This is a genomic window from Streptomyces sp. NRRL F-525 (assembly GCF_000716605.1).
Taxonomy (GTDB): domain Bacteria; phylum Actinomycetota; class Actinomycetes; order Streptomycetales; family Streptomycetaceae; genus Streptomyces.
Window position 1 is genome coordinate 17,117 of record NZ_JNXE01000037.1, and the last position, 16,316, is coordinate 33,432.

The 16,316-nt window shown below is 67.8% G+C and carries 18 protein-coding genes; 13 read left to right on the forward strand and 5 right to left on the reverse strand.

Translation table 11 applies throughout. From position 1 onward, the window contains the following. The first annotated feature begins 53 nt into the window (after positions 1 to 53). The 11 genes from OO69_RS37500 (at position 54) to OO69_RS37550 (ending at position 10,004) form a co-directional block, all read left to right on the forward strand. Positions 54 to 1,373, forward strand: coding sequence for an MraY family glycosyltransferase (locus tag OO69_RS37500; RefSeq protein WP_033285399.1), 1,320 nt, complete (start codon positions 54 to 56; stop codon positions 1,371 to 1,373). A gap of 294 nt (positions 1,374 to 1,667) precedes the next feature. Next, positions 1,668 to 2,081, forward strand: coding sequence for a hypothetical protein (locus OO69_RS37505; protein WP_033285400.1), 414 nt, complete (start codon positions 1,668 to 1,670; stop codon positions 2,079 to 2,081). Positions 2,082 to 2,291: 210 nt separating this feature from the next. Continuing rightward, the gene (gene atpB / locus OO69_RS37510) at positions 2,292 to 3,128 is read left to right on the forward strand and encodes a F0F1 ATP synthase subunit A (RefSeq protein WP_078652744.1); all 837 of its coding nucleotides are present in this window, start codon (positions 2,292 to 2,294) and stop codon (positions 3,126 to 3,128) included. 77 nt (positions 3,129 to 3,205) lie between these two features. Beyond that, complete coding sequence (locus OO69_RS37515) at positions 3,206 to 3,442, forward strand: ATP synthase subunit C (protein WP_033285402.1); 237 nt, start codon at positions 3,206 to 3,208, stop codon at positions 3,440 to 3,442. A 41-nt stretch (positions 3,443 to 3,483) separates the two neighbouring features. Beyond that, complete coding sequence (locus OO69_RS37520) at positions 3,484 to 4,029, forward strand: F0F1 ATP synthase subunit B (protein ID WP_033285403.1); 546 nt, start codon at positions 3,484 to 3,486, stop codon at positions 4,027 to 4,029. Next, positions 4,026 to 4,841, forward strand: coding sequence for a F0F1 ATP synthase subunit delta (locus OO69_RS37525; protein WP_033285404.1), 816 nt, complete (start codon positions 4,026 to 4,028; stop codon positions 4,839 to 4,841). Before OO69_RS37520 ends, OO69_RS37525 begins: the two co-directional genes overlap by 4 nt. A 129-nt stretch (positions 4,842 to 4,970) precedes the next feature. Beyond that, positions 4,971 to 6,560, forward strand: coding sequence for a F0F1 ATP synthase subunit alpha (gene atpA, locus OO69_RS37530; protein WP_033285405.1), 1,590 nt, complete (start codon positions 4,971 to 4,973; stop codon positions 6,558 to 6,560). A gap of 20 nt (positions 6,561 to 6,580) precedes the next feature. Next, positions 6,581 to 7,498, forward strand: a complete 918-nt coding sequence (locus OO69_RS37535) for a F0F1 ATP synthase subunit gamma (protein WP_033285406.1) — start codon at positions 6,581 to 6,583, stop codon at positions 7,496 to 7,498. Next, positions 7,498 to 8,934 carry a F0F1 ATP synthase subunit beta gene (atpD, locus tag OO69_RS37540; protein WP_033285407.1) on the forward strand — a complete coding sequence of 479 codons (1,437 nt, stop codon included), beginning with the start codon at positions 7,498 to 7,500 and terminating at the stop codon, positions 8,932 to 8,934. The genes OO69_RS37535 and atpD overlap by 1 nt, the downstream gene beginning before the upstream one ends. A gap of 110 nt (positions 8,935 to 9,044) precedes the next feature. Further along, positions 9,045 to 9,419, forward strand: coding sequence for a F0F1 ATP synthase subunit epsilon (locus OO69_RS37545; RefSeq protein WP_019060727.1), 375 nt, complete (start codon positions 9,045 to 9,047; stop codon positions 9,417 to 9,419). A gap of 138 nt (positions 9,420 to 9,557) precedes the next feature. Then, the gene (locus OO69_RS37550) at positions 9,558 to 10,004 is read left to right on the forward strand and encodes a DUF2550 domain-containing protein (RefSeq protein WP_033285408.1); all 447 of its coding nucleotides are present in this window, start codon (positions 9,558 to 9,560) and stop codon (positions 10,002 to 10,004) included. Here the strand turns inward: OO69_RS37550 and OO69_RS37555 are convergent. The 5 genes from OO69_RS37555 to OO69_RS37575 all read right to left on the reverse strand — a co-directional run bounded on the left by OO69_RS37555 (position 9,991) and on the right by OO69_RS37575 (position 14,497). Further along, on the reverse strand, positions 9,991 to 10,197 hold the full coding sequence (locus OO69_RS37555) for a hypothetical protein (protein ID WP_033285409.1): 207 nt from the start codon (positions 10,195 to 10,197) through the stop codon (positions 9,991 to 9,993). The genes OO69_RS37550 and OO69_RS37555 overlap by 14 nt on opposite strands. Before the next feature lie 205 nt (positions 10,198 to 10,402). After that, positions 10,403 to 12,229: a glycoside hydrolase family 18 chitinase gene (locus tag OO69_RS37560; RefSeq protein WP_033285410.1), complete on the reverse strand. Its 1,827-nt coding sequence runs from the start codon at positions 12,227 to 12,229 to the stop codon at positions 10,403 to 10,405. 115 nt (positions 12,230 to 12,344) lie between these two features. Next, on the reverse strand, positions 12,345 to 12,917 hold the full coding sequence (locus OO69_RS37565) for a cob(I)yrinic acid a,c-diamide adenosyltransferase (RefSeq protein WP_033285411.1): 573 nt from the start codon (positions 12,915 to 12,917) through the stop codon (positions 12,345 to 12,347). Between the two features lie 13 nt (positions 12,918 to 12,930). After that, positions 12,931 to 13,680 (reverse strand): ABC transporter permease, encoded by a 750-nt coding sequence (locus OO69_RS37570; RefSeq protein ID WP_033285412.1) that lies wholly within the window; start codon positions 13,678 to 13,680, stop codon positions 12,931 to 12,933. 34 nt (positions 13,681 to 13,714) lie between these two features. Further along, entirely contained in the window at positions 13,715 to 14,497 is a 783-nt protein-coding gene (locus OO69_RS37575; protein ID WP_033285413.1) for an ATP-binding cassette domain-containing protein, read from the reverse strand. An 80-nt stretch (positions 14,498 to 14,577) separates the two neighbouring features. On the opposite strand from OO69_RS37575, the gene OO69_RS37580 reads away from it, so the two are divergent. Continuing rightward, a complete protein-coding gene (locus tag OO69_RS37580; RefSeq protein ID WP_033285469.1) occupies positions 14,578 to 15,219 on the forward strand; it encodes a TetR/AcrR family transcriptional regulator in 642 nt (213 codons plus the stop codon). 135 nt (positions 15,220 to 15,354) lie between these two features. Further along, positions 15,355 to 16,203, forward strand: a complete 849-nt coding sequence (locus tag OO69_RS37585) for a 3-hydroxyacyl-CoA dehydrogenase family protein (RefSeq protein WP_033285414.1) — start codon at positions 15,355 to 15,357, stop codon at positions 16,201 to 16,203. Positions 16,204 to 16,316: the final 113 nt, after the last annotated feature.

Sequence of the window (16,316 nt, forward strand, 5' to 3'; positions counted from 1 at the left end):
TCCCTCGCTAGGGTGTGGGGCTGTGATGGCCAGCGAGACCTGTGGGGAAGCCTGTGCGTGAATACCTGCTGACGCTCTGCGTGACGGCCGCGGTGACGTATCTGCTGACCGGGCCGGTGCGTAAGTTCGCGATCGTGGCCGGGGCGATGCCGGAGATCAGGGCCCGTGACGTGCACCGGGAACCCACTCCGCGGCTCGGCGGTATCGCCATGTTCTTCGGCCTGTGCGCCGGTCTGCTGGTCGCCGACCACCTGACCAACCTCAGCGAGGTCTTCCAGAACTCGAACGAGCCGCGCGCCCTGCTCTCCGGAGCGGCCCTGATCTGGCTGATCGGCGTCCTGGACGACAAGTTCGAGATCGACGCCCTGATCAAGCTGGGCGGCCAGATGATCGCCGCCGGCGTGATGGTCATGCAGGGTCTGACGATCCTGTGGCTGCCCATCCCGGGCATCGGCAACGTGGCGCTGACCCAGTGGCAGGGCACTCTGCTCACGGTCGCCCTGGTCGTCATCACCATCAACGCGGTCAACTTCGTCGACGGCCTCGACGGCCTCGCGTCCGGCATGGTCTGCATCGCGGCCGCCGCGTTCTTCCTGTACGCCTACCGGATCTGGTACTCGTACGGCATCGAGGCCGCCGCTCCGGCCACGCTCTTCTCGGCGATCCTGATGGGCATGTGCCTGGGCTTCCTGCCGCACAACATGCACCCCGCGCGGATCTTCATGGGCGACTCCGGCTCGATGCTGATCGGCCTGGTGCTGGCCGCGGGTGCGATCTCCATCACGGGACAGGTCGACCCGGACGCGCTCCAGCTGTTCGTCGGCTCCGAGAAGGCGGCGGTGCACCAGACGGTGCCGGTCTACATCCCGCTGCTGCTGCCGCTGACGATCATCGCGGTGCCGGCCGCCGACCTGGTGCTGGCCATCGTCCGCCGCACCTGGCGGGGCCAGTCGCCCTTCGCCGCGGACCGCGGCCATCTGCACCACCGGCTCCTGGAGATCGGCCACTCGCACAGCCGGGCGGTGCTGATCATGTACTTCTGGTCGGCGCTGATCGCGTTCGGGGCGCTGTCCTACTCGGTCAACTCGGCCTCGATGTGGATCGTCCTCGGCATCGTGTTCCTGAGCGCGATCGGACTCGTACTGCTCCTGCTGCCGCGCTTCACGCCGCGTGCGCCGCGCTGGGCCGAGCACCTGGTGCCGCCGCGATATCGCCGTCGCAGGGCCGGAGTTGACCCTGTCGTGGTGCTGGCGGAGGAAGACCGTGACCCGCGTCCTCCGGTTGTCACCGGAGTGTCAGGAGTCAACGGGGCGACCGCTGTCGGCCCCCGTTCACGCCTTCTTGACGGACGTAAAGCGGAGTCCTCGCGCTGACGCCAAGGTAAGAATCTGACTAAAGCGTTGCCATCTCGTGGGCAGACAAAGCCTCCCCATACCAGACAAGTTGGCCGCTATTTTGCACAGACGCGCACTGTCACTCTCATGTGTGACAGCAAGCACACCTTCTAGGTAAAGACCGCATCAAATAGTTTGTGATACGGTTCACGAGAACCCGGGACAGAGCCGAAGGACCGTAGTGCGACGGTCCATTGGCGTGAGGTTCTCTCTCATCCCGGGACTACGCTCGTCCATGACGACACGCCCCCCTTAGCAAGCGGAGTTGCCGCCATGCCGTCCAATGACGCCCGGATTCTCCTTCAAGCCGCTGTGCCCACAGCTGCCGTCGGCGCGATTGCCGCCGTCGTCAGTGGTGTGGTCGCCGGCGGCAAAGGAGCTATTGGGGCAGCCGTTGCGACGCTGATCGTGATCCTCTTCATGGGAATCGGGCTCTACGTTCTGCAGCGCACTGCCAAATCGCTTCCGCACCTGTTCCAGGCGATGGGCCTCATGCTCTTCGCGGCGCAGATTCTGCTGTTGTTCATTTTCCTCGCCGCGTTCAAGCACACCACGCTGTTCAATCCCAAGGCCTTCGCGTTCACGCTGCTCGCCGGAACCATCATCTGGATCGTCGCGCAGACCCGTGCCCACATGAAGGCCAAAATCCTCTACGTCGAGCCCGAGAAGTCGGAGCACTCGTCGTGAGAGGTAGGGCCGGGATAAGAGCACGTAAGCGACCCTGCTATCGTCCGGTGCCAACTGCGGCATCGCGGGCGCGGGCATCTGAGCTGACGCCTGCTCAATCGCGAGGCTCGATGCCCCACTGCCGCCCCCACATCCGTAACACCAGTCCAGTGCCGAACCGCGGCTGTCCGCCGCGCCGACACAACGAGGTTGCCGTACCTATGCGCCACGCTGAAGGAGCCCGCGGTGAGTGCTGACCCGACGCAGGTGCTCGCCTTCGAGACCGACTGCCACATCTTCGACGGCTGTGGCTTCCCGGCTCCCGGCCTGCACTCGTTCCTGTTCAAGCCCCTTCTGGGGGACGGCGACAGCAACGTGTACTTCAACAAGCCGATGCTGCTGGCGCTGATCGGCTCGGTCATCGTCGTCGGTTTCTTCTGGGCCGCCTTCCGCAAGCCGAAGGTCGTTCCCGGCAAGCTGCAGATGGTCGCCGAGTCCGGCTACGACTTCATCCGCCGCGGAGTCGTCTACGAGACGATCGGAAAGAAGGAGGGCGAGAAGTACGTACCGCTGGTCGTCTCGCTGTTCTTCTTCATCTGGATGATGAACCTCTGGTCGATCGTCCCGGTCGCCCAGTTCCCGGTGACGTCGATCATCGCGTACCCGATCGTCCTCGCGGCGATCGTGTACATCCTCTGGGTCTCGCTGACGTTCAAGCGGCACGGATTCGTCGGCGCCTTCAAGAACTTCACCGGCTACGACAAGTCGCTCGGCCCGGTTCTCCCGCTGGCCATGACGATCGAGTTCTTCTCGAACCTGCTCGTCCGGCCGTTCACCCACGCGGTGCGACTCTTCGCGAACATGTTCGCGGGCCACACCCTGCTGCTGCTCTTCACGATCGCCAGCTGGTACCTGCTGAACGGCATCGGCATCGCCTACGCGGGTGTCTCGTTCATCATGGTCATCGTGATGACGGCCTTCGAGCTCTTCATCCAGGCCCTGCAGGCCTACGTCTTCGTGCTGTTGACCTGCACCTTCATCCAGGGCGCGCTCGCCGAGAACCACTGAGCAGCACCCCCCTGCAATACCCCCTGAGCGTCCGGTGGCCAACCCCCGCCGGTCCGTATAGATAAGGAAGAATCAGCATGGCTGCCACTGAGACCCTCGCTGCCGTCTCCGGTTCGCTCGGCTCCATCGGCTACGGCCTCGCCGCCATCGGTCCCGGCGTCGGCGTCGGCATCATCTTCGGCAACGGCACCCAGGCTCTGGCCCGTCAGCCCGAAGCTGCCGGCCTGATCCGCGCCAACCAGATTCTCGGCTTCGCCTTCTGTGAGGCGCTCGCCCTCATCGGTCTGGTCATGCCGTTCGTCTACGGCCAGTGATCTGCCGTTCATCGACAGCCCACTAGACGAAAGGCACTGACATGAGCCAGATGCTCATTCTGGCGGCCGAGGCGAAGGAAAACCCCCTCGTCCCGCCGATCCCTGAGCTTGTCATCGGCCTGATCGCCTTCGTCATCGTCTTCGGCTTCCTCGCCAAGAAGCTCCTCCCGAACATCAACAAGGTTCTGGACGAGCGGCGCGAGGCCATCGAGGGCGGTATCGAGAAGGCCGAGGCCGCCCAGACCGAGGCACAGAGCGTTCTTGAGCAGTACAAGGCTCAGCTCGCCGAGGCCCGGCACGAGGCCGCGCGGCTGCGCCAGGAGGCGCAGGAGCAGGGCGCCACGCTCATCGCCGAGATGCGCGCGGAAGGCCAGCGGCAGCGCGAGGAGATCGTCGCCGCCGGTCACACGCAGATCGACGCCGACCGCAAGGCCGCTTCGCAGGCGCTGCGCCAGGACGTGGGCAAGCTCGCCACCGACCTGGCCGGCAAGCTCGTCGGCGAGTCCCTCGAGGACCACGCCCGGCAGAGCCGTGTGATCGACCGTTTCCTCGATGAACTCGAGGAGAAGGCCGAGGCCGCACGATGAACGGAGCGAGCCGCGAGGCCCTGGCAGCCGCACGTGAGCGTCTCGACGCGCTGACGGACTCCACGTCCGTGAACGCGGCGCAGCTCGCCGACGAGCTGGCCGCCGTCACCGCGCTGCTCGGCCGTGAGGTGTCCCTGCGCCGGGTCCTCACCGACCCGGCGCAGGACGGCGAGGCCAAGGCCCAGCTTGCCGAGCGCCTGCTCGGCGGCCAGGTCGGCGGCTCCGCCCTCGACCTGCTGTCCGGCATGGTGCGCTCCCGCTGGTCGCAGTCCCGCGACCTGGTGGACGCGCTGGAGGAGCTGGCGGCCACCGCCGACCTCACCGCGGCCCAGCAGTCGGGCGAGCTCGACGACGTCGAGGACGAGCTGTTCCGGTTCGGCCGGATCGTCTCCTCGAACACCGGACTGCGCGCCGCGCTGACCGACCGCGCCGCCGGCACCGCGGCCAAGAGCGAGCTGCTGCGCAGCCTGCTCGGCGGCCGTGCCAAGCCGGCCACCGAGCGACTGGTGACCCGCCTGGTGACCGCGCCCCGGGGACGTAGCCTGGAAGCGGGACTCGAGTCCCTGTCCAAGCTCGCCGCCGAGCGCCGCAGCCGCCTGGTCGCGGTCGTCACCACGGCGGTCCCGCTGAGCGACCCGCAGAAGCAGCGCCTGGGCGCCGCCCTCGCGAAGCTCTACGGCCGCCACATGCACCTGAACATCGACGTGGACCCCGAGGTCCTCGGCGGTATCCGGGTGCAGGTCGGCGACGAGGTCATCAACGGCTCCATCGCGGACCGGCTCGATGACGCCGCCCGCCGCATGGCGAGCTAGCAGCACCACAACAAAGACGTAGTAAGGCGGCCCGAGTTGGGCCGTGCAGAGGATTCACCTCGTCACGGGGGGAGTCCCCCATCCCCCCAAGTGAAACTTCGGGCCCAACAAGGAGAGCAGGGAACCCAGATGGCGGAGCTCACGATCCGGCCGGAGGAGATCCGGGACGCGCTGGAGAACTTCGTCCAGTCGTACAAGCCGGACGCGGCCTCGCGCGAGGAGGTCGGTACGGTCACCCTTGCCGGCGACGGCATCGCGAAGGTCGAGGGCCTCCCCTCGGCCATGGCCAACGAACTGCTGAAGTTCGAGGACGGCACCCTCGGTCTCGCGCTCAACCTCGAAGAGCGTGAGATCGGTACCGTCATCCTCGGCGAGTTCAGCGGTGTCGAGGAGGGCCAGCCGGTCACCCGCACCGGAGAGGTCCTGTCCGTCGCCGTCGGCGAGGGCTACCTCGGCCGCGTCGTCGACCCGCTCGGCAACCCGATCGACGGCCTCGGCGAGATCGAGACCACCGGTCGCCGCGCGCTGGAGCTGCAGGCCCCGGGCGTCATGGTCCGCAAGTCGGTGCACGAGCCGATGGAGACCGGCTACAAGGCCGTCGACGCGATGACCCCGATCGGCCGCGGCCAGCGTCAGCTGATCATCGGCGACCGCCAGACGGGCAAGACCGCCCTGGCCGTCGACACGATCATCAACCAGCGCGACAACTGGCGCTCGGGCGACGTGAACAAGCAGGTCCGCTGCATCTACGTCGCCATCGGTCAGAAGGGCTCCACCATCGCCTCCGTGCGTGGTGCGCTCGAAGAGGCCGGCGCGCTGGAGTACACGACCATCGTCGCCGCCCCGGCGTCCGACCCGGCCGGCTTCAAGTACCTGGCGCCGTACACCGGTTCGGCCATCGGCCAGCACTGGATGTACGACGGCAAGCACGTCCTCATCATCTTCGACGACCTCTCGAAGCAGGCCGACGCCTACCGCGCCGTGTCCCTGCTGCTGCGCCGTCCGCCGGGCCGCGAGGCCTACCCGGGTGACGTCTTCTACCTGCACTCCCGTCTGCTGGAGCGCTGCGCGAAGCTCTCCGACGAGATGGGCAAGGGCTCGATGACCGGTCTGCCGATCGTCGAGACCAAGGCCAACGACGTGTCGGCGTTCATCCCGACCAACGTCATCTCCATCACCGACGGCCAGTGCTTCCTGGAGTCGGACCTCTTCAACGCCGGTCAGCGCCCCGCGCTGAACGTCGGTATCTCCGTCTCCCGAGTCGGTGGTTCCGCGCAGCACAAGGCGATGAAGCAGGTCTCCGGCCGACTGCGCCTCGACCTCGCCCAGTACCGCGAGCTGGAGGCGTTCGCCGCCTTCGGTTCCGACCTGGACGCCGCGTCGAAGGCCCAGCTGGAGCGCGGTCAGCGGCTGGTCGAGCTGCTCAAGCAGCCGCAGTACCAGCCGATGCCCACCGAGGACCAGGTCGTCTCCGTGTGGTCCGCGACCACCGGCAAGATGGACGACGTACCGGTCGAGGACATCCGCCGCTTCGAGAAGGAGCTCCTGGAGTACCTGCACCGCAAGGAGCAGGGCCTCATGACCTCCATCAAGGAGGGCGGCAAGATGTCGGACGACACCCTCACCGCCGCCGCGGACGCGATCACCGAGTTCAAGAAGCAGTTCGAGACCTCGGACGGCAAGCTCCTCGGCGAGGACGCCCCGGCCGCGGCCAAGTGACGTAGGAAGGGACCTGACTCATGGGAGCCCAGCTCCGGGTCTACAAGCGTCGCATCCGATCCGTCACCGCGACCAAGAAGATCACCAAGGCGATGGAGATGATCGCCGCCTCGCGCGTCGTCAAGGCGCACCGCAAGGTGCAGGCCTCGACGCCGTACGCGAAGGAACTGACGCGTGCGGTCACGGCGGTCGGTACGGGTTCCAACACCCGGCACCCGCTGACCACCGAGGCCGAGACGCCGACCCGTTCCGCGGTCCTGCTCCTCACGAGCGACCGCGGTCTGGCCGGCGCCTTCAACTCCAACGCCATCAAGGCCGCGGAGCAGCTGACCGCGCGTCTGGTCGCGGAGGGCAAGGAGGTCGACACGTACATCGTCGGCCGCCGCGGTGTCGCCCACTACAACTTCCGTGAGCGCAAGATCTCGGAGCAGTGGACCGGCTTCACCGACGAGCCCACGTACGCGGACGCGAAGAAGGTCGCGGGTCCGCTGATCGAGGCGATCGAGCTGGACACGGCGGAGGGCGGCGTGGACGAACTCCACATCGTCTACACCGAGTTCGTCTCGATGATGACGCAGACGCCGATCGACAGCCGGCTGCTGCCCCTCAGCCTCGAAGAGGTCGCGGAAGAGGCGACGCCCCAGGGCGAGATCCTTCCGCTGTACGACTTCGAGCCGTCGGCGGAGGACGTCCTGGACGCCCTGCTGCCGCGGTACGTCGAGAGCCGTATCTACAACGCGCTGCTCCAGTCGGCTGCCTCCAAGCACGCCGCCACCCGCCGCGCGATGAAGTCGGCGACCGACAACGCGGGAGACCTGATCACCACGCTCTCCCGTCTTGCCAACGCGGCCCGCCAGGCCGAAATCACCCAGGAAATCAGCGAGATCGTCGGTGGCTCCGCAGCCCTGGCCGACGCGACCGCGGGGAGTGACAAGTAATGACGACGACAGTTGAGACGGCCGTTGCCACGGGCCGCGTCGCCCGGGTCATCGGCCCGGTCGTCGACGTGGAGTTCCCCGTCGACGCGATGCCGGAGATCTACAACGCTCTGCACGTCGAGGTGGCCGACCCGGCCCTGGACGGCGCGAAGAAGACGCTGACCCTGGAGGTCGCCCAGCACCTGGGTGACGGCTTGGTCCGCACGATCTCGATGCAGCCCACCGACGGTCTGGTCCGCCAGGCCGCGGTCACCGACACCGGCACGGGCATCACCGTCCCGGTCGGCGACTTCACCAAGGGCAAGGTGTTCAACACCCTCGGTGAGGTGCTGAACAGCGACGAGAAGTACACGGGCGAGCGCTGGTCCATCCACCGCAAGGCCCCGCGCTTCGACGAGCTCGAGTCGAAGACCGAGATGTTCGAGACCGGCGTCAAGGTCATCGACCTGCTGACCCCGTACGTCAAGGGCGGCAAGATCGGCCTGTTCGGCGGTGCCGGTGTCGGCAAGACGGTGCTCATCCAGGAGATGATCTACCGCGTCGCCAACAACCACGACGGTGTCTCCGTGTTCGCCGGTGTCGGCGAGCGCACCCGTGAGGGCAACGACCTCATCGAGGAGATGGCCGACTCGGGCGTCATCGACAAGACGGCGCTCGTCTTCGGCCAGATGGACGAGCCCCCGGGCACCCGTCTGCGCGTGGCCCTGGCCGGTCTGACCATGGCGGAGTACTTCCGCGATGTGCAGAACCAGGACGTGCTGTTCTTCATCGACAACATCTTCCGCTTCACGCAGGCCGGTTCCGAGGTCTCGACCCTGCTCGGCCGCATGCCCTCCGCGGTGGGCTACCAGCCGAACCTGGCCGACGAGATGGGTCTCCTCCAGGAGCGCATCACCTCGACCCGCGGTCACTCGATCACCTCGATGCAGGCGATCTACGTCCCCGCGGACGACCTGACCGACCCGGCCCCGGCCACCACGTTCGCCCACCTCGACGCGACGACGGTTCTGTCCCGTCCGATCTCCGAGAAGGGCATCTACCCGGCCGTGGACCCGCTGGACTCCACGTCCCGCATCCTCGACCCGCGGTACATCGCGGCCGAGCACTACAACACCGCGATGCGCGTCAAGACGGTCCTGCAGAAGTACAAGGACCTTCAGGACATCATCGCGATCCTCGGTATCGACGAGCTGGGCGAGGAGGACAAGCTCACCGTCCACCGTGCCCGTCGCGTGGAGCGCTTCCTGTCCCAGAACACCCACGTCGCCAAGCAGTTCACCGGCGTCGACGGGTCGGACGTCCCGCTGGACGAGTCGATCGTGGCCTTCAACGCGATCATCGACGGCGAGTACGACCACTTCCCGGAGCAGGCGTTCTTCCTCTGCGGTGGTATCGAGGACCTGAAGGCGAACGCGAAGGAGCTGGGCGTCTCCTGACCCCGTGCTTCACCTGAGGGGGTGGGGCGTGTCCCACCCCCTCTTCCATGCCTACTAGAATTGAACCCACACCCGGCACGACCGCCGGGTGGTGACCCGAGGAGCCCACCTTGGCTGCTGAGCTGCATGTCGAGCTCGTCGCCGCGGACCGCCAGGTCTGGTCCGGCGAGGCCACCCTGGTCGTCGCGCGCACCACGTCCGGCGACATCGGCGTCATGCCCGGTCACCAGCCGCTGCTCGGTGTGCTGGAGTCGGGCCCGGTGACCATCCGCACGAGCGACGGAGGGACGGTCGTCGCCGCGGTGCACGGCGGTTTCATCTCGTTCGCGGACAACAAGCTGTCGCTGCTCGCCGAGATCGCCGAGCTGTCGGACGAGATCGACGTCCAGCGCGTGGAGCGCGAGCTGGAGCAGGCGAAGGCGGCGGGCGACGAGTCCGCCGAGCGCCGCGCGGACGTCCGACTGCGTGCGGTGGAAACGCGCTGAACCCAGTTCTGACGCGATGACGTGACTCAGCCGCGGCTGGGACCGGAGGAATCCGGCCCCAGCCGCGGCTGAGGCGAATGTGGGTGTTTTTTCCGTTCCGTTACCTGTTTTACCTAGGAGACGAGGAGGTCGGTGTCGATGGTCCTCGCTCTGACTGCGTGCGGAATCGTGGTGGCCCTGGTAGTGGTGGGGCTGTTCGTCTTCGGCCTGCGCCGCAGACTCATCCAGCGCTCCGGCGGCACCTTCGACTGTTCGCTGCGCTGGGACGTCCCGGAGAAACCCGACACCAACGGCAAGGGCTGGAGCTACGGCGTCGCCCGCTACAACGGCGACCGCATCGAGTGGTACCGCGTCTTCTCCTACGCCTACCGCCCGCGCCGCACGCTGGAACGCTCCGCGATCGAGGTCGCCGGCCGCCGCCTCCCCGAGGGCGAGGAGGAGCTGGCCCTGCTCTCCGACGCGCTCATCCTGACCTGCCTGCACCGGGGCACGCGCCTCGAACTCGCCATGAGCGAAGACGCGTTGACGGGTTTCCTGGCCTGGCTGGAGGCGGCCCCTCCCGGCCAGCGGGTCAACGTGGCGTGATCCGGCACACCGGGTTGGGTACGTCGGCCTGACTGACGACGACCGCGTGGGGCGCGGAGCCGAGGGTCACGGTGACGTCGACCGGGCAGGCTGCCATGACAGCGGCGGCGACCGCTGTGGCGAGGGCACTGGCCGGCGCGGCCCAGGCATGGGCGGACTTCTTGGTGGTGCGGGACGTGGACCTGCGCGTCATGGTTTCCCCCGTGGTGCGGTGTTCCTCTTGCTGTCGTAGGACCAAGATGCCCACGTCAAAGAGCTGGTCACCGGCGCCGATCGGCCTTCGTTCCGGGCCGAAGAGCCCCCTGAGGTGCACGCCGGGGGCGCGCGTCACGAACAACGCGCCGCGGACAGACCCGTGAGGTCCGCCCGCGGCGCTGTCGTGCTGAGCGGTGTGGGGATCAGCTCAGCCCGCTGTTGATGGCGGTCACCAGCTCACCGTTGCTGGTGTCGCCGCTGAAGTCCCAGAAGAACGCGCCGCCCAGACCCTGGGTCTTGGCCCAGCTCATCTTGCCGGCGATCGTGCTCGGGGTGTCGTAGGACCACCAGTTGTTGCCGCAGTAGGCGTACGCCGTGCCGGCGATCGTGCCGGTGGCCGGGCAGGACGTCTTGAGGACCTTGTAGTCCTCGATGCCCTGTTCGTAGGTGCCCGCCGCCGGGCCGGTCGCCGAGCCGCCGGGTGCGGCCTGGGTCACGCCGGTCCAGCCTCTGCCGTAGAAGCCGATGCCGATGAGCAGCTTGTTGGCGGGGACGCCCTTCGACTTGAACTTGGCGATCGCGTCGGCCGTGGTGAAGCCGGGGGTCGGGATGCCGCTGTAGGTGGTGAGCGGGGAGTGCGGGGCGGTCGGGCCGTCCGCGTCGAAGGCGCCGAAGAAGTCGTACGTCATCACGTTGTACCAGTCGACGTACTGGGCCGCGCCCGCGTAGTCGGCGGCGTCGATCTTGCCGCCGGAGGTGCCGTCGGCCGTGGTGGCCGCGGTGACCAGGTTGTTGCTGCCGAACTTGGCGCGCAGGGCCTGCATCAGGTTCTTGTAGGCCGCGGCGCCGCTGGTGTCGCAGGAGAGGCCGCAGGCGTTCGGGTACTCCCAGTCGATGTCGATGCCGTCGAAGACGTCGGCCCAGCGCGGGTCCTCGACCAGGTTGTAGCAGGAGTTGGCGAACGCGGTCGGGTTGGCCGCCGCCTGCGCGAAGCCGCCGGACCAGGTCCAGCCGCCGAAGGACCACAGGATCTTGATGTTCGGGTACTTGGCCTTCAGCTCGCGCAGCTGGTTGAAGTTGCCCGCGATCGGCTGGTCCCAGGTGTCGGCGACGCCGCTGACCGACTGGTCGGCGGTGAACGTCTTCTGGTAGTCGGCGTAGGCGTCGCCGATCGCGCACTGCCCGTTCGTGACGTTGCCGAACGCGTAGTTGATGTGCGTGATCTTCGCGGCCGAGCCGGAGGTCACCAGGTTCTTGACCTGGTAGTTGCGCTGGTACGTGCCCCACTCGGTGAGGTACCCCAGCTTGACCTTGCTGCCGGTGGTCGGGGGAGTGGTCGTACCGCCCGTGGTGTGCACGGCGACCGCGCCGCTGACCGGTCCTGTCTGGTCGGCGGTGTCGCGGGCCTGCACGGTGTACGAGTAGTCGGTGCCGGCGGTCAGGCCGGTGTTCGTGTACGACGTCGTCGTCACGGTGGCGACCTTGGTGCCGTCGCGCAGGACGTCGTAGTTCTTGACGCCCTTGTCGTCGGTGGCCGCGCTCCAGGAGAGGTTCACCGAGGTGTCGGTGATCGAGGAGGCGGTGGGGGTGCCGGGCGCGGAGGGGGCCGCGTCACCGGGGACGGTGGTGCCGCCGTCACAACTGCCGCCGTTGAGCAGACAGTTGGAGGGCGAGCCGCTGCCGGCGCCGTTGAAGCCGAAGGAGACGGAGGCGCCCGCGGCGATGGTGCCGTTGTAGGACTTGTTCTTCGCGGTCCAGTGGTTGCCGGAGCTGGTGACGTCCGCGTCCCAGGCCGAGGTGACCGACGTGCCGGAGGGGAAGTCCCACTCGACCGTCCATGAACTGATCGCGCTGGTACCGGTGTTCTTGACGGTCCACTGCCCGCCGAAGCCGGTGCCCCAGTCGCTGGACTTGGTGAAGGTGGCGGTGGCGGTCGACGCGGCCTCGGCGGGCGCGGCCAGACCGACGAGAGCGGCGAGCGGAAGCAGCAGGGTCGTGAACCCGGCAACTGCTCGATGTCTGAAGCGCATTGAGCGCCTCCTCGGGGGTAAGGGGGCGCGACTGAGCCTTCGCACCCACAGTCCCGTGAGAATAGGAAGGTCTGGACCACCGGTCAATAGGTCTGGACCACTTGGGAGTTGGGGGTCAGCGCTCCCCGCCGGGCACCCAAAGGACGTCCCCTGTCTCCTTGTTGGCCGACCGGGCCAGGATGAACAGAAGGTCCGACAGGCGGTTCAAGTAGGTCGCCGTCAGGGGGTTCATCACCTCGCCGTACGCCTCCAGCGCCGACCACGTCGACCGCTCCGCCCGCCGTACGACCGTGCACGCCTGGTGGAGCAGGGCCGCGCCCGGGGTGCCGCCGGGGAGGATGAAGGAGCGGAGTTTCTCCAGCCGCTCGTTGAAGTGGTCGCAGTCCGACTCCAGCTTGTCGATGTAGAACTGCTCGACCCGCAGGGGCGGGAACTCCGGGTTCTCCACCACCGGCGTGCACAGGTCCGCGCCCACGTCGAAGAGGTCGTTCTGGACGCGGGTGAGGACCTTGACGATGTCCTCGGGGAGGGCGCCGAGGGCGATGGCGGTGCCGATCGCCGCGTTCGCCTCGTTGGCGTCGGCGTACGCCGAGATCCGGATGTCCGTCTTGGCGACCCGGCTCATGTCGCCGAGGGCGGTGGTGCCCTGGTCGCCGGTCCTGGTGTAGATGCGCGTCAGATTGACCATGCGGCCAGCGTAGTTAGGCCCCGGCCGTCCGGAACACGCGTGTGCCCACCGTCACGGCGACCGCGGCGAAGCCGAGGGCCACGAGAACGCCGTAGAGCATGTGGGCGGTGGCGTACGAGCCGACGTAGGCGTCCCGCACCGCGTCCACCAGATAGCGGAACGGCATGAGGTGCGAGAGGGCGTCCAGCCACGCCGGCGCGAGGGTCATCGGGAGCATCAGGCCGGACAGGAGCATGGACGGCATCGTCGTCGCGTTGACGAGCGGACCGAACTCCTGCGGTGTCGCCACCTTCATGGCGATGGCGTACGACAGCGACCCCAGCGAGACCGTCAGCAGCGCCACGAACGCGAAGCCGATCAGGATGCCCGGCAGCGGGGCGCGCAGACCCAGCGCCACCGCCGCCAGGACCAGCGCGACCGCCTGGACGACGAGGACCGTGGCGTCGCGCAGCACCCGGCCGAGCAGCAGCGCCGGCCGGCTCACGGGGGTCACGCGCATCCGCTCCACCACGCCCTGGTTCTTCTCGATGATCACCGAGAAACCCGCGAACGCCGAGCCGAACAGCCCGAGTTGGAGCAGCACCCCGGGAACGAGGGTCTGCCACGAACTGCCCTGCGCGCGCAACGGCAGGTGTGTCAGGAGCGGACCGAAGAAGACGAGATAGAGCAGCGGCACCAGCATCCCGAAGACCAGCGCGAAGCGGGAACGCAGCGTCTGGCGGAGACAGCGGCCGTAGATGAGCGAGGTGTCGTGCAGCAGCATGTCGTCGTCCGTCCTGTGCTTTCCGTCGTTGTTCTCATACGGCCACGGGGGCGGCGTCGGGCCGGGCCGGGCCGCGGCCGGTGATCGCGAGGAACGTGTCCTGGAGGCTCGCGTCGATCGAGCCGCCGTGCCGCAGCTTCAGCGCGGTCGGGGTGCCCTCGGCCACCACGACTCCCCGGTCGACGATGACCAGCCGGTCGGAGAGGGCGTCCGCCTCGTCGAGGTAGTGGGTGGTCAGGAAGACGGTGGTGCCGTGCTCGTCGCGCAGCCGCCGGACCAGGTCCCAGAGGCCGGCGCGGCTCGCGGGGTCCAGGCCGGTCGTCGGCTCGTCGAGGAACAGCACCTCGGGGCGGTGGGTGAGGGCGAGCGCGATGTCCAGGCGGCGCCGCCGGCCGCCGGAGAGCGTGGCCGTCCTGCGGTCGAGCTGCTCGGTGAAGTCCAGGTCGTGAGCCAACTCCTCGGCGCGCTCGGCCGCCTGACGTTTCGTCAGACGGTAGAGGCGGCCCTGGGTGACGAGTTCCTCCCGGGCGGTGATCTGCGGGTCCACGCCTCCCGACTGGGCGACGTAGCCGCACGCCCGCCGCACCCCGGCCGGGTCGGTCACGAGGTCGCGGCCCGCGACGGTGGCCGCGCCGCCGGTGGGCGGGAGCAGGGTCGTGAGCATGCGCAGGGTGGTCGTCTTGCCGGCGCCGTTCGGTCCCAGGAAGCCGAGGATCTCGCCGGGCCGTACGGCCAGGTCGATACCGCGCACCGCCTCTACGAGGCCCTGTTTCGTCCGGAAGGAGCGGGCCAGGCCGGCCGCGCTGATGATTGCCATGACCCCAGAAAAACAGAGTCCCTGAAATTTTGCAATGACCCCAAAAAACAAGCGACGCCAAAGTGACTAGCATGGACGGCATGGTCGAAGGGCTCAGGGAGCGGAAGAAGCGGCAGACCAGGCAGTACATCTCCGATGTTGCCACCGGCCTGTTCATGGAGCGCGGCTTCGACGCGGTCACCGTCGCCGAGGTCGCCGAGGCGGCCGACGTCTCGGTCAACACGGTCTACAACTACTTCTCCACCAAGGAGGACCTGTTCCTCGACCGCGCCGACGACCAGCGCGAACGGCTCGCCCGCTGGGTGCGCGCCCGGGACGCGGGGGAGTCCGCCGCCGCGGCCGTCCTGCGGGAACTGCGCGCCGAACTGGAGGCCGTCTCGCCGCGCGTGGGCCTGATGCCGGGATTCGAGCGGTTCATGGCGGTCGTCGAGGCCGCGCCCACGCTCCGGCTGCGCCTCATGGCCGTCCGGCACGAGCTGATCGAACGCCTGGAGGCCGCCCTGCGCGAGGAGACCGCGGCAACGGACGAGGACATCACCCCGCGGCTGATGGCCGGCCAGATCAACTGGCTGCACGAGGCGCTGACGGACTTCGTCCGCCGCGGCATGACCGCCGGCCGCGCACCCGGCGAGGTCTCCCGTGAGGCCCTCGGTCTACTCGACGACCTGGAGGACCTCTTGAGCGAGAGAGTCCTCAACTACGCCGTACGGGGGGTCGAATGACCCGTGCCGGTGTGATGTCCGTCAGATGAGACGTGACGCGCGTTACTAACCGGTCACACAGCGCCGCACCTTCGCTAGTGTCCGCCGAGAGGCATACGGATACACGCTGTAAGCGTTTCAAAGGGGAGTCGCACAGTGGCACGGAAGCTTGCCGTCATCGGCGCCGGACTCATGGGTTCCGGTATCGCCCAGGTCTCCGCGCAGGCGGGCTGGGACGTCGTCCTGCGCGATGTCACCGACGAGGCCCTGAAGCGTGGCACCGACGGCATCAAGGCCTCGTACGACAAGTTCGTGAGCAAGGGCAGGTTGGAGGCGCACGACGCCGACGCGGCTCTTGGGCGCATCACCGCGACCACCGATCTCGACGCCGTCGCCGACGCGGACATCGTCGTCGAGGCCGTCTTCGAGAAGCTCGAGATCAAGCACGAGATCTTCCGCGCGCTGGACAAGATCGTGCGCGAGGACGCCGTCCTCGCCTCCAACACCTCCGCCATCCCGATCACGAAGATCGCGGCCGTGACGGAGCGTCCGGAGCGCGTCGTGGGAACGCACTTCTTCTCGCCGGTCCCGATGATGGGCCTGTGCGAGCTGGTGCGCGGATACAAGACGAGCGACGAAACCCTGGCCACCGCAAGGGAGTTCGCCGAATCCGTCGGCAAGACCTGCATCGTCGTCAATCGTGACGTGGCCGGGTTCGTGACGACCCGTCTCATCTCGGCGCTCGTCGTCGAGGCGGCGAAGCTGTACGAGTCGGGCGTCGCCACCGCCGAGGACATCGACCTCGCCTGCAAGCTGGGCTTCGGCCACGCGATGGGCCCGCTGGCCACCGCGGACCTCACCGGCGTCGACATCCTGCTGCACGCGACGAGCAACATCTACACCGAGTCACAGGACGAGAAGTTCGCCCCGCCGGAGCTGATGCGCCGAATGGTGGACGCCGGTGACATCGGACGCAAGAGCGGGCAGGGCTTCTACAAGCACTGAAACCGCACACGCCCCTGCCCCATCACACGCAGGGGTGAATTCGGTATCGGTTCGCTCACAGACGGCAACTTCGTGGCGCTTCACGCAGTCAGAGGTTGCATCACCGACTTCGC

What these genes read in the sequence shown, in the direction of transcription:
- OO69_RS37535 (WP_033285406.1), top strand. Translation starts at nt 6,581, where the DNA reads ATGGGAGCCCAGCTCCGGGTCTACAAGCGTCGCATCCGATCCGTCACC.
- OO69_RS37580 (WP_033285469.1), top strand. Translation starts at nt 14,578, where the DNA reads ATGGTCGAAGGGCTCAGGGAGCGGAAGAAGCGGCAGACCAGGCAGTAC.
- OO69_RS37515 (WP_033285402.1), top strand. Translation starts at nt 3,206, where the DNA reads ATGGCTGCCACTGAGACCCTCGCTGCCGTCTCCGGTTCGCTCGGCTCC.
- OO69_RS37565 (WP_033285411.1), bottom strand. Translation starts at nt 12,917, where the DNA reads ATGGTCAATCTGACGCGCATCTACACCAGGACCGGCGACCAGGGCACC.
- OO69_RS37550 (WP_033285408.1), top strand. Translation starts at nt 9,558, where the DNA reads ATGGTCCTCGCTCTGACTGCGTGCGGAATCGTGGTGGCCCTGGTAGTG.
- OO69_RS37505 (WP_033285400.1), top strand. Translation starts at nt 1,668, where the DNA reads ATGCCGTCCAATGACGCCCGGATTCTCCTTCAAGCCGCTGTGCCCACA.
- OO69_RS37560 (WP_033285410.1), bottom strand. Translation starts at nt 12,229, where the DNA reads ATGCGCTTCAGACATCGAGCAGTTGCCGGGTTCACGACCCTGCTGCTT.
- OO69_RS37520 (WP_033285403.1), top strand. Translation starts at nt 3,484, where the DNA reads ATGAGCCAGATGCTCATTCTGGCGGCCGAGGCGAAGGAAAACCCCCTC.
- atpA (WP_033285405.1), top strand. Translation starts at nt 4,971, where the DNA reads ATGGCGGAGCTCACGATCCGGCCGGAGGAGATCCGGGACGCGCTGGAG.
- atpD (WP_033285407.1), top strand. Translation starts at nt 7,498, where the DNA reads ATGACGACGACAGTTGAGACGGCCGTTGCCACGGGCCGCGTCGCCCGG.
- OO69_RS37575 (WP_033285413.1), bottom strand. Translation starts at nt 14,497, where the DNA reads ATGGCAATCATCAGCGCGGCCGGCCTGGCCCGCTCCTTCCGGACGAAA.
- OO69_RS37525 (WP_033285404.1), top strand. Translation starts at nt 4,026, where the DNA reads ATGAACGGAGCGAGCCGCGAGGCCCTGGCAGCCGCACGTGAGCGTCTC.
- OO69_RS37555 (WP_033285409.1), bottom strand. Translation starts at nt 10,197, where the DNA reads ATGACGCGCAGGTCCACGTCCCGCACCACCAAGAAGTCCGCCCATGCC.
- OO69_RS37570 (WP_033285412.1), bottom strand. Translation starts at nt 13,680, where the DNA reads ATGCTGCTGCACGACACCTCGCTCATCTACGGCCGCTGTCTCCGCCAG.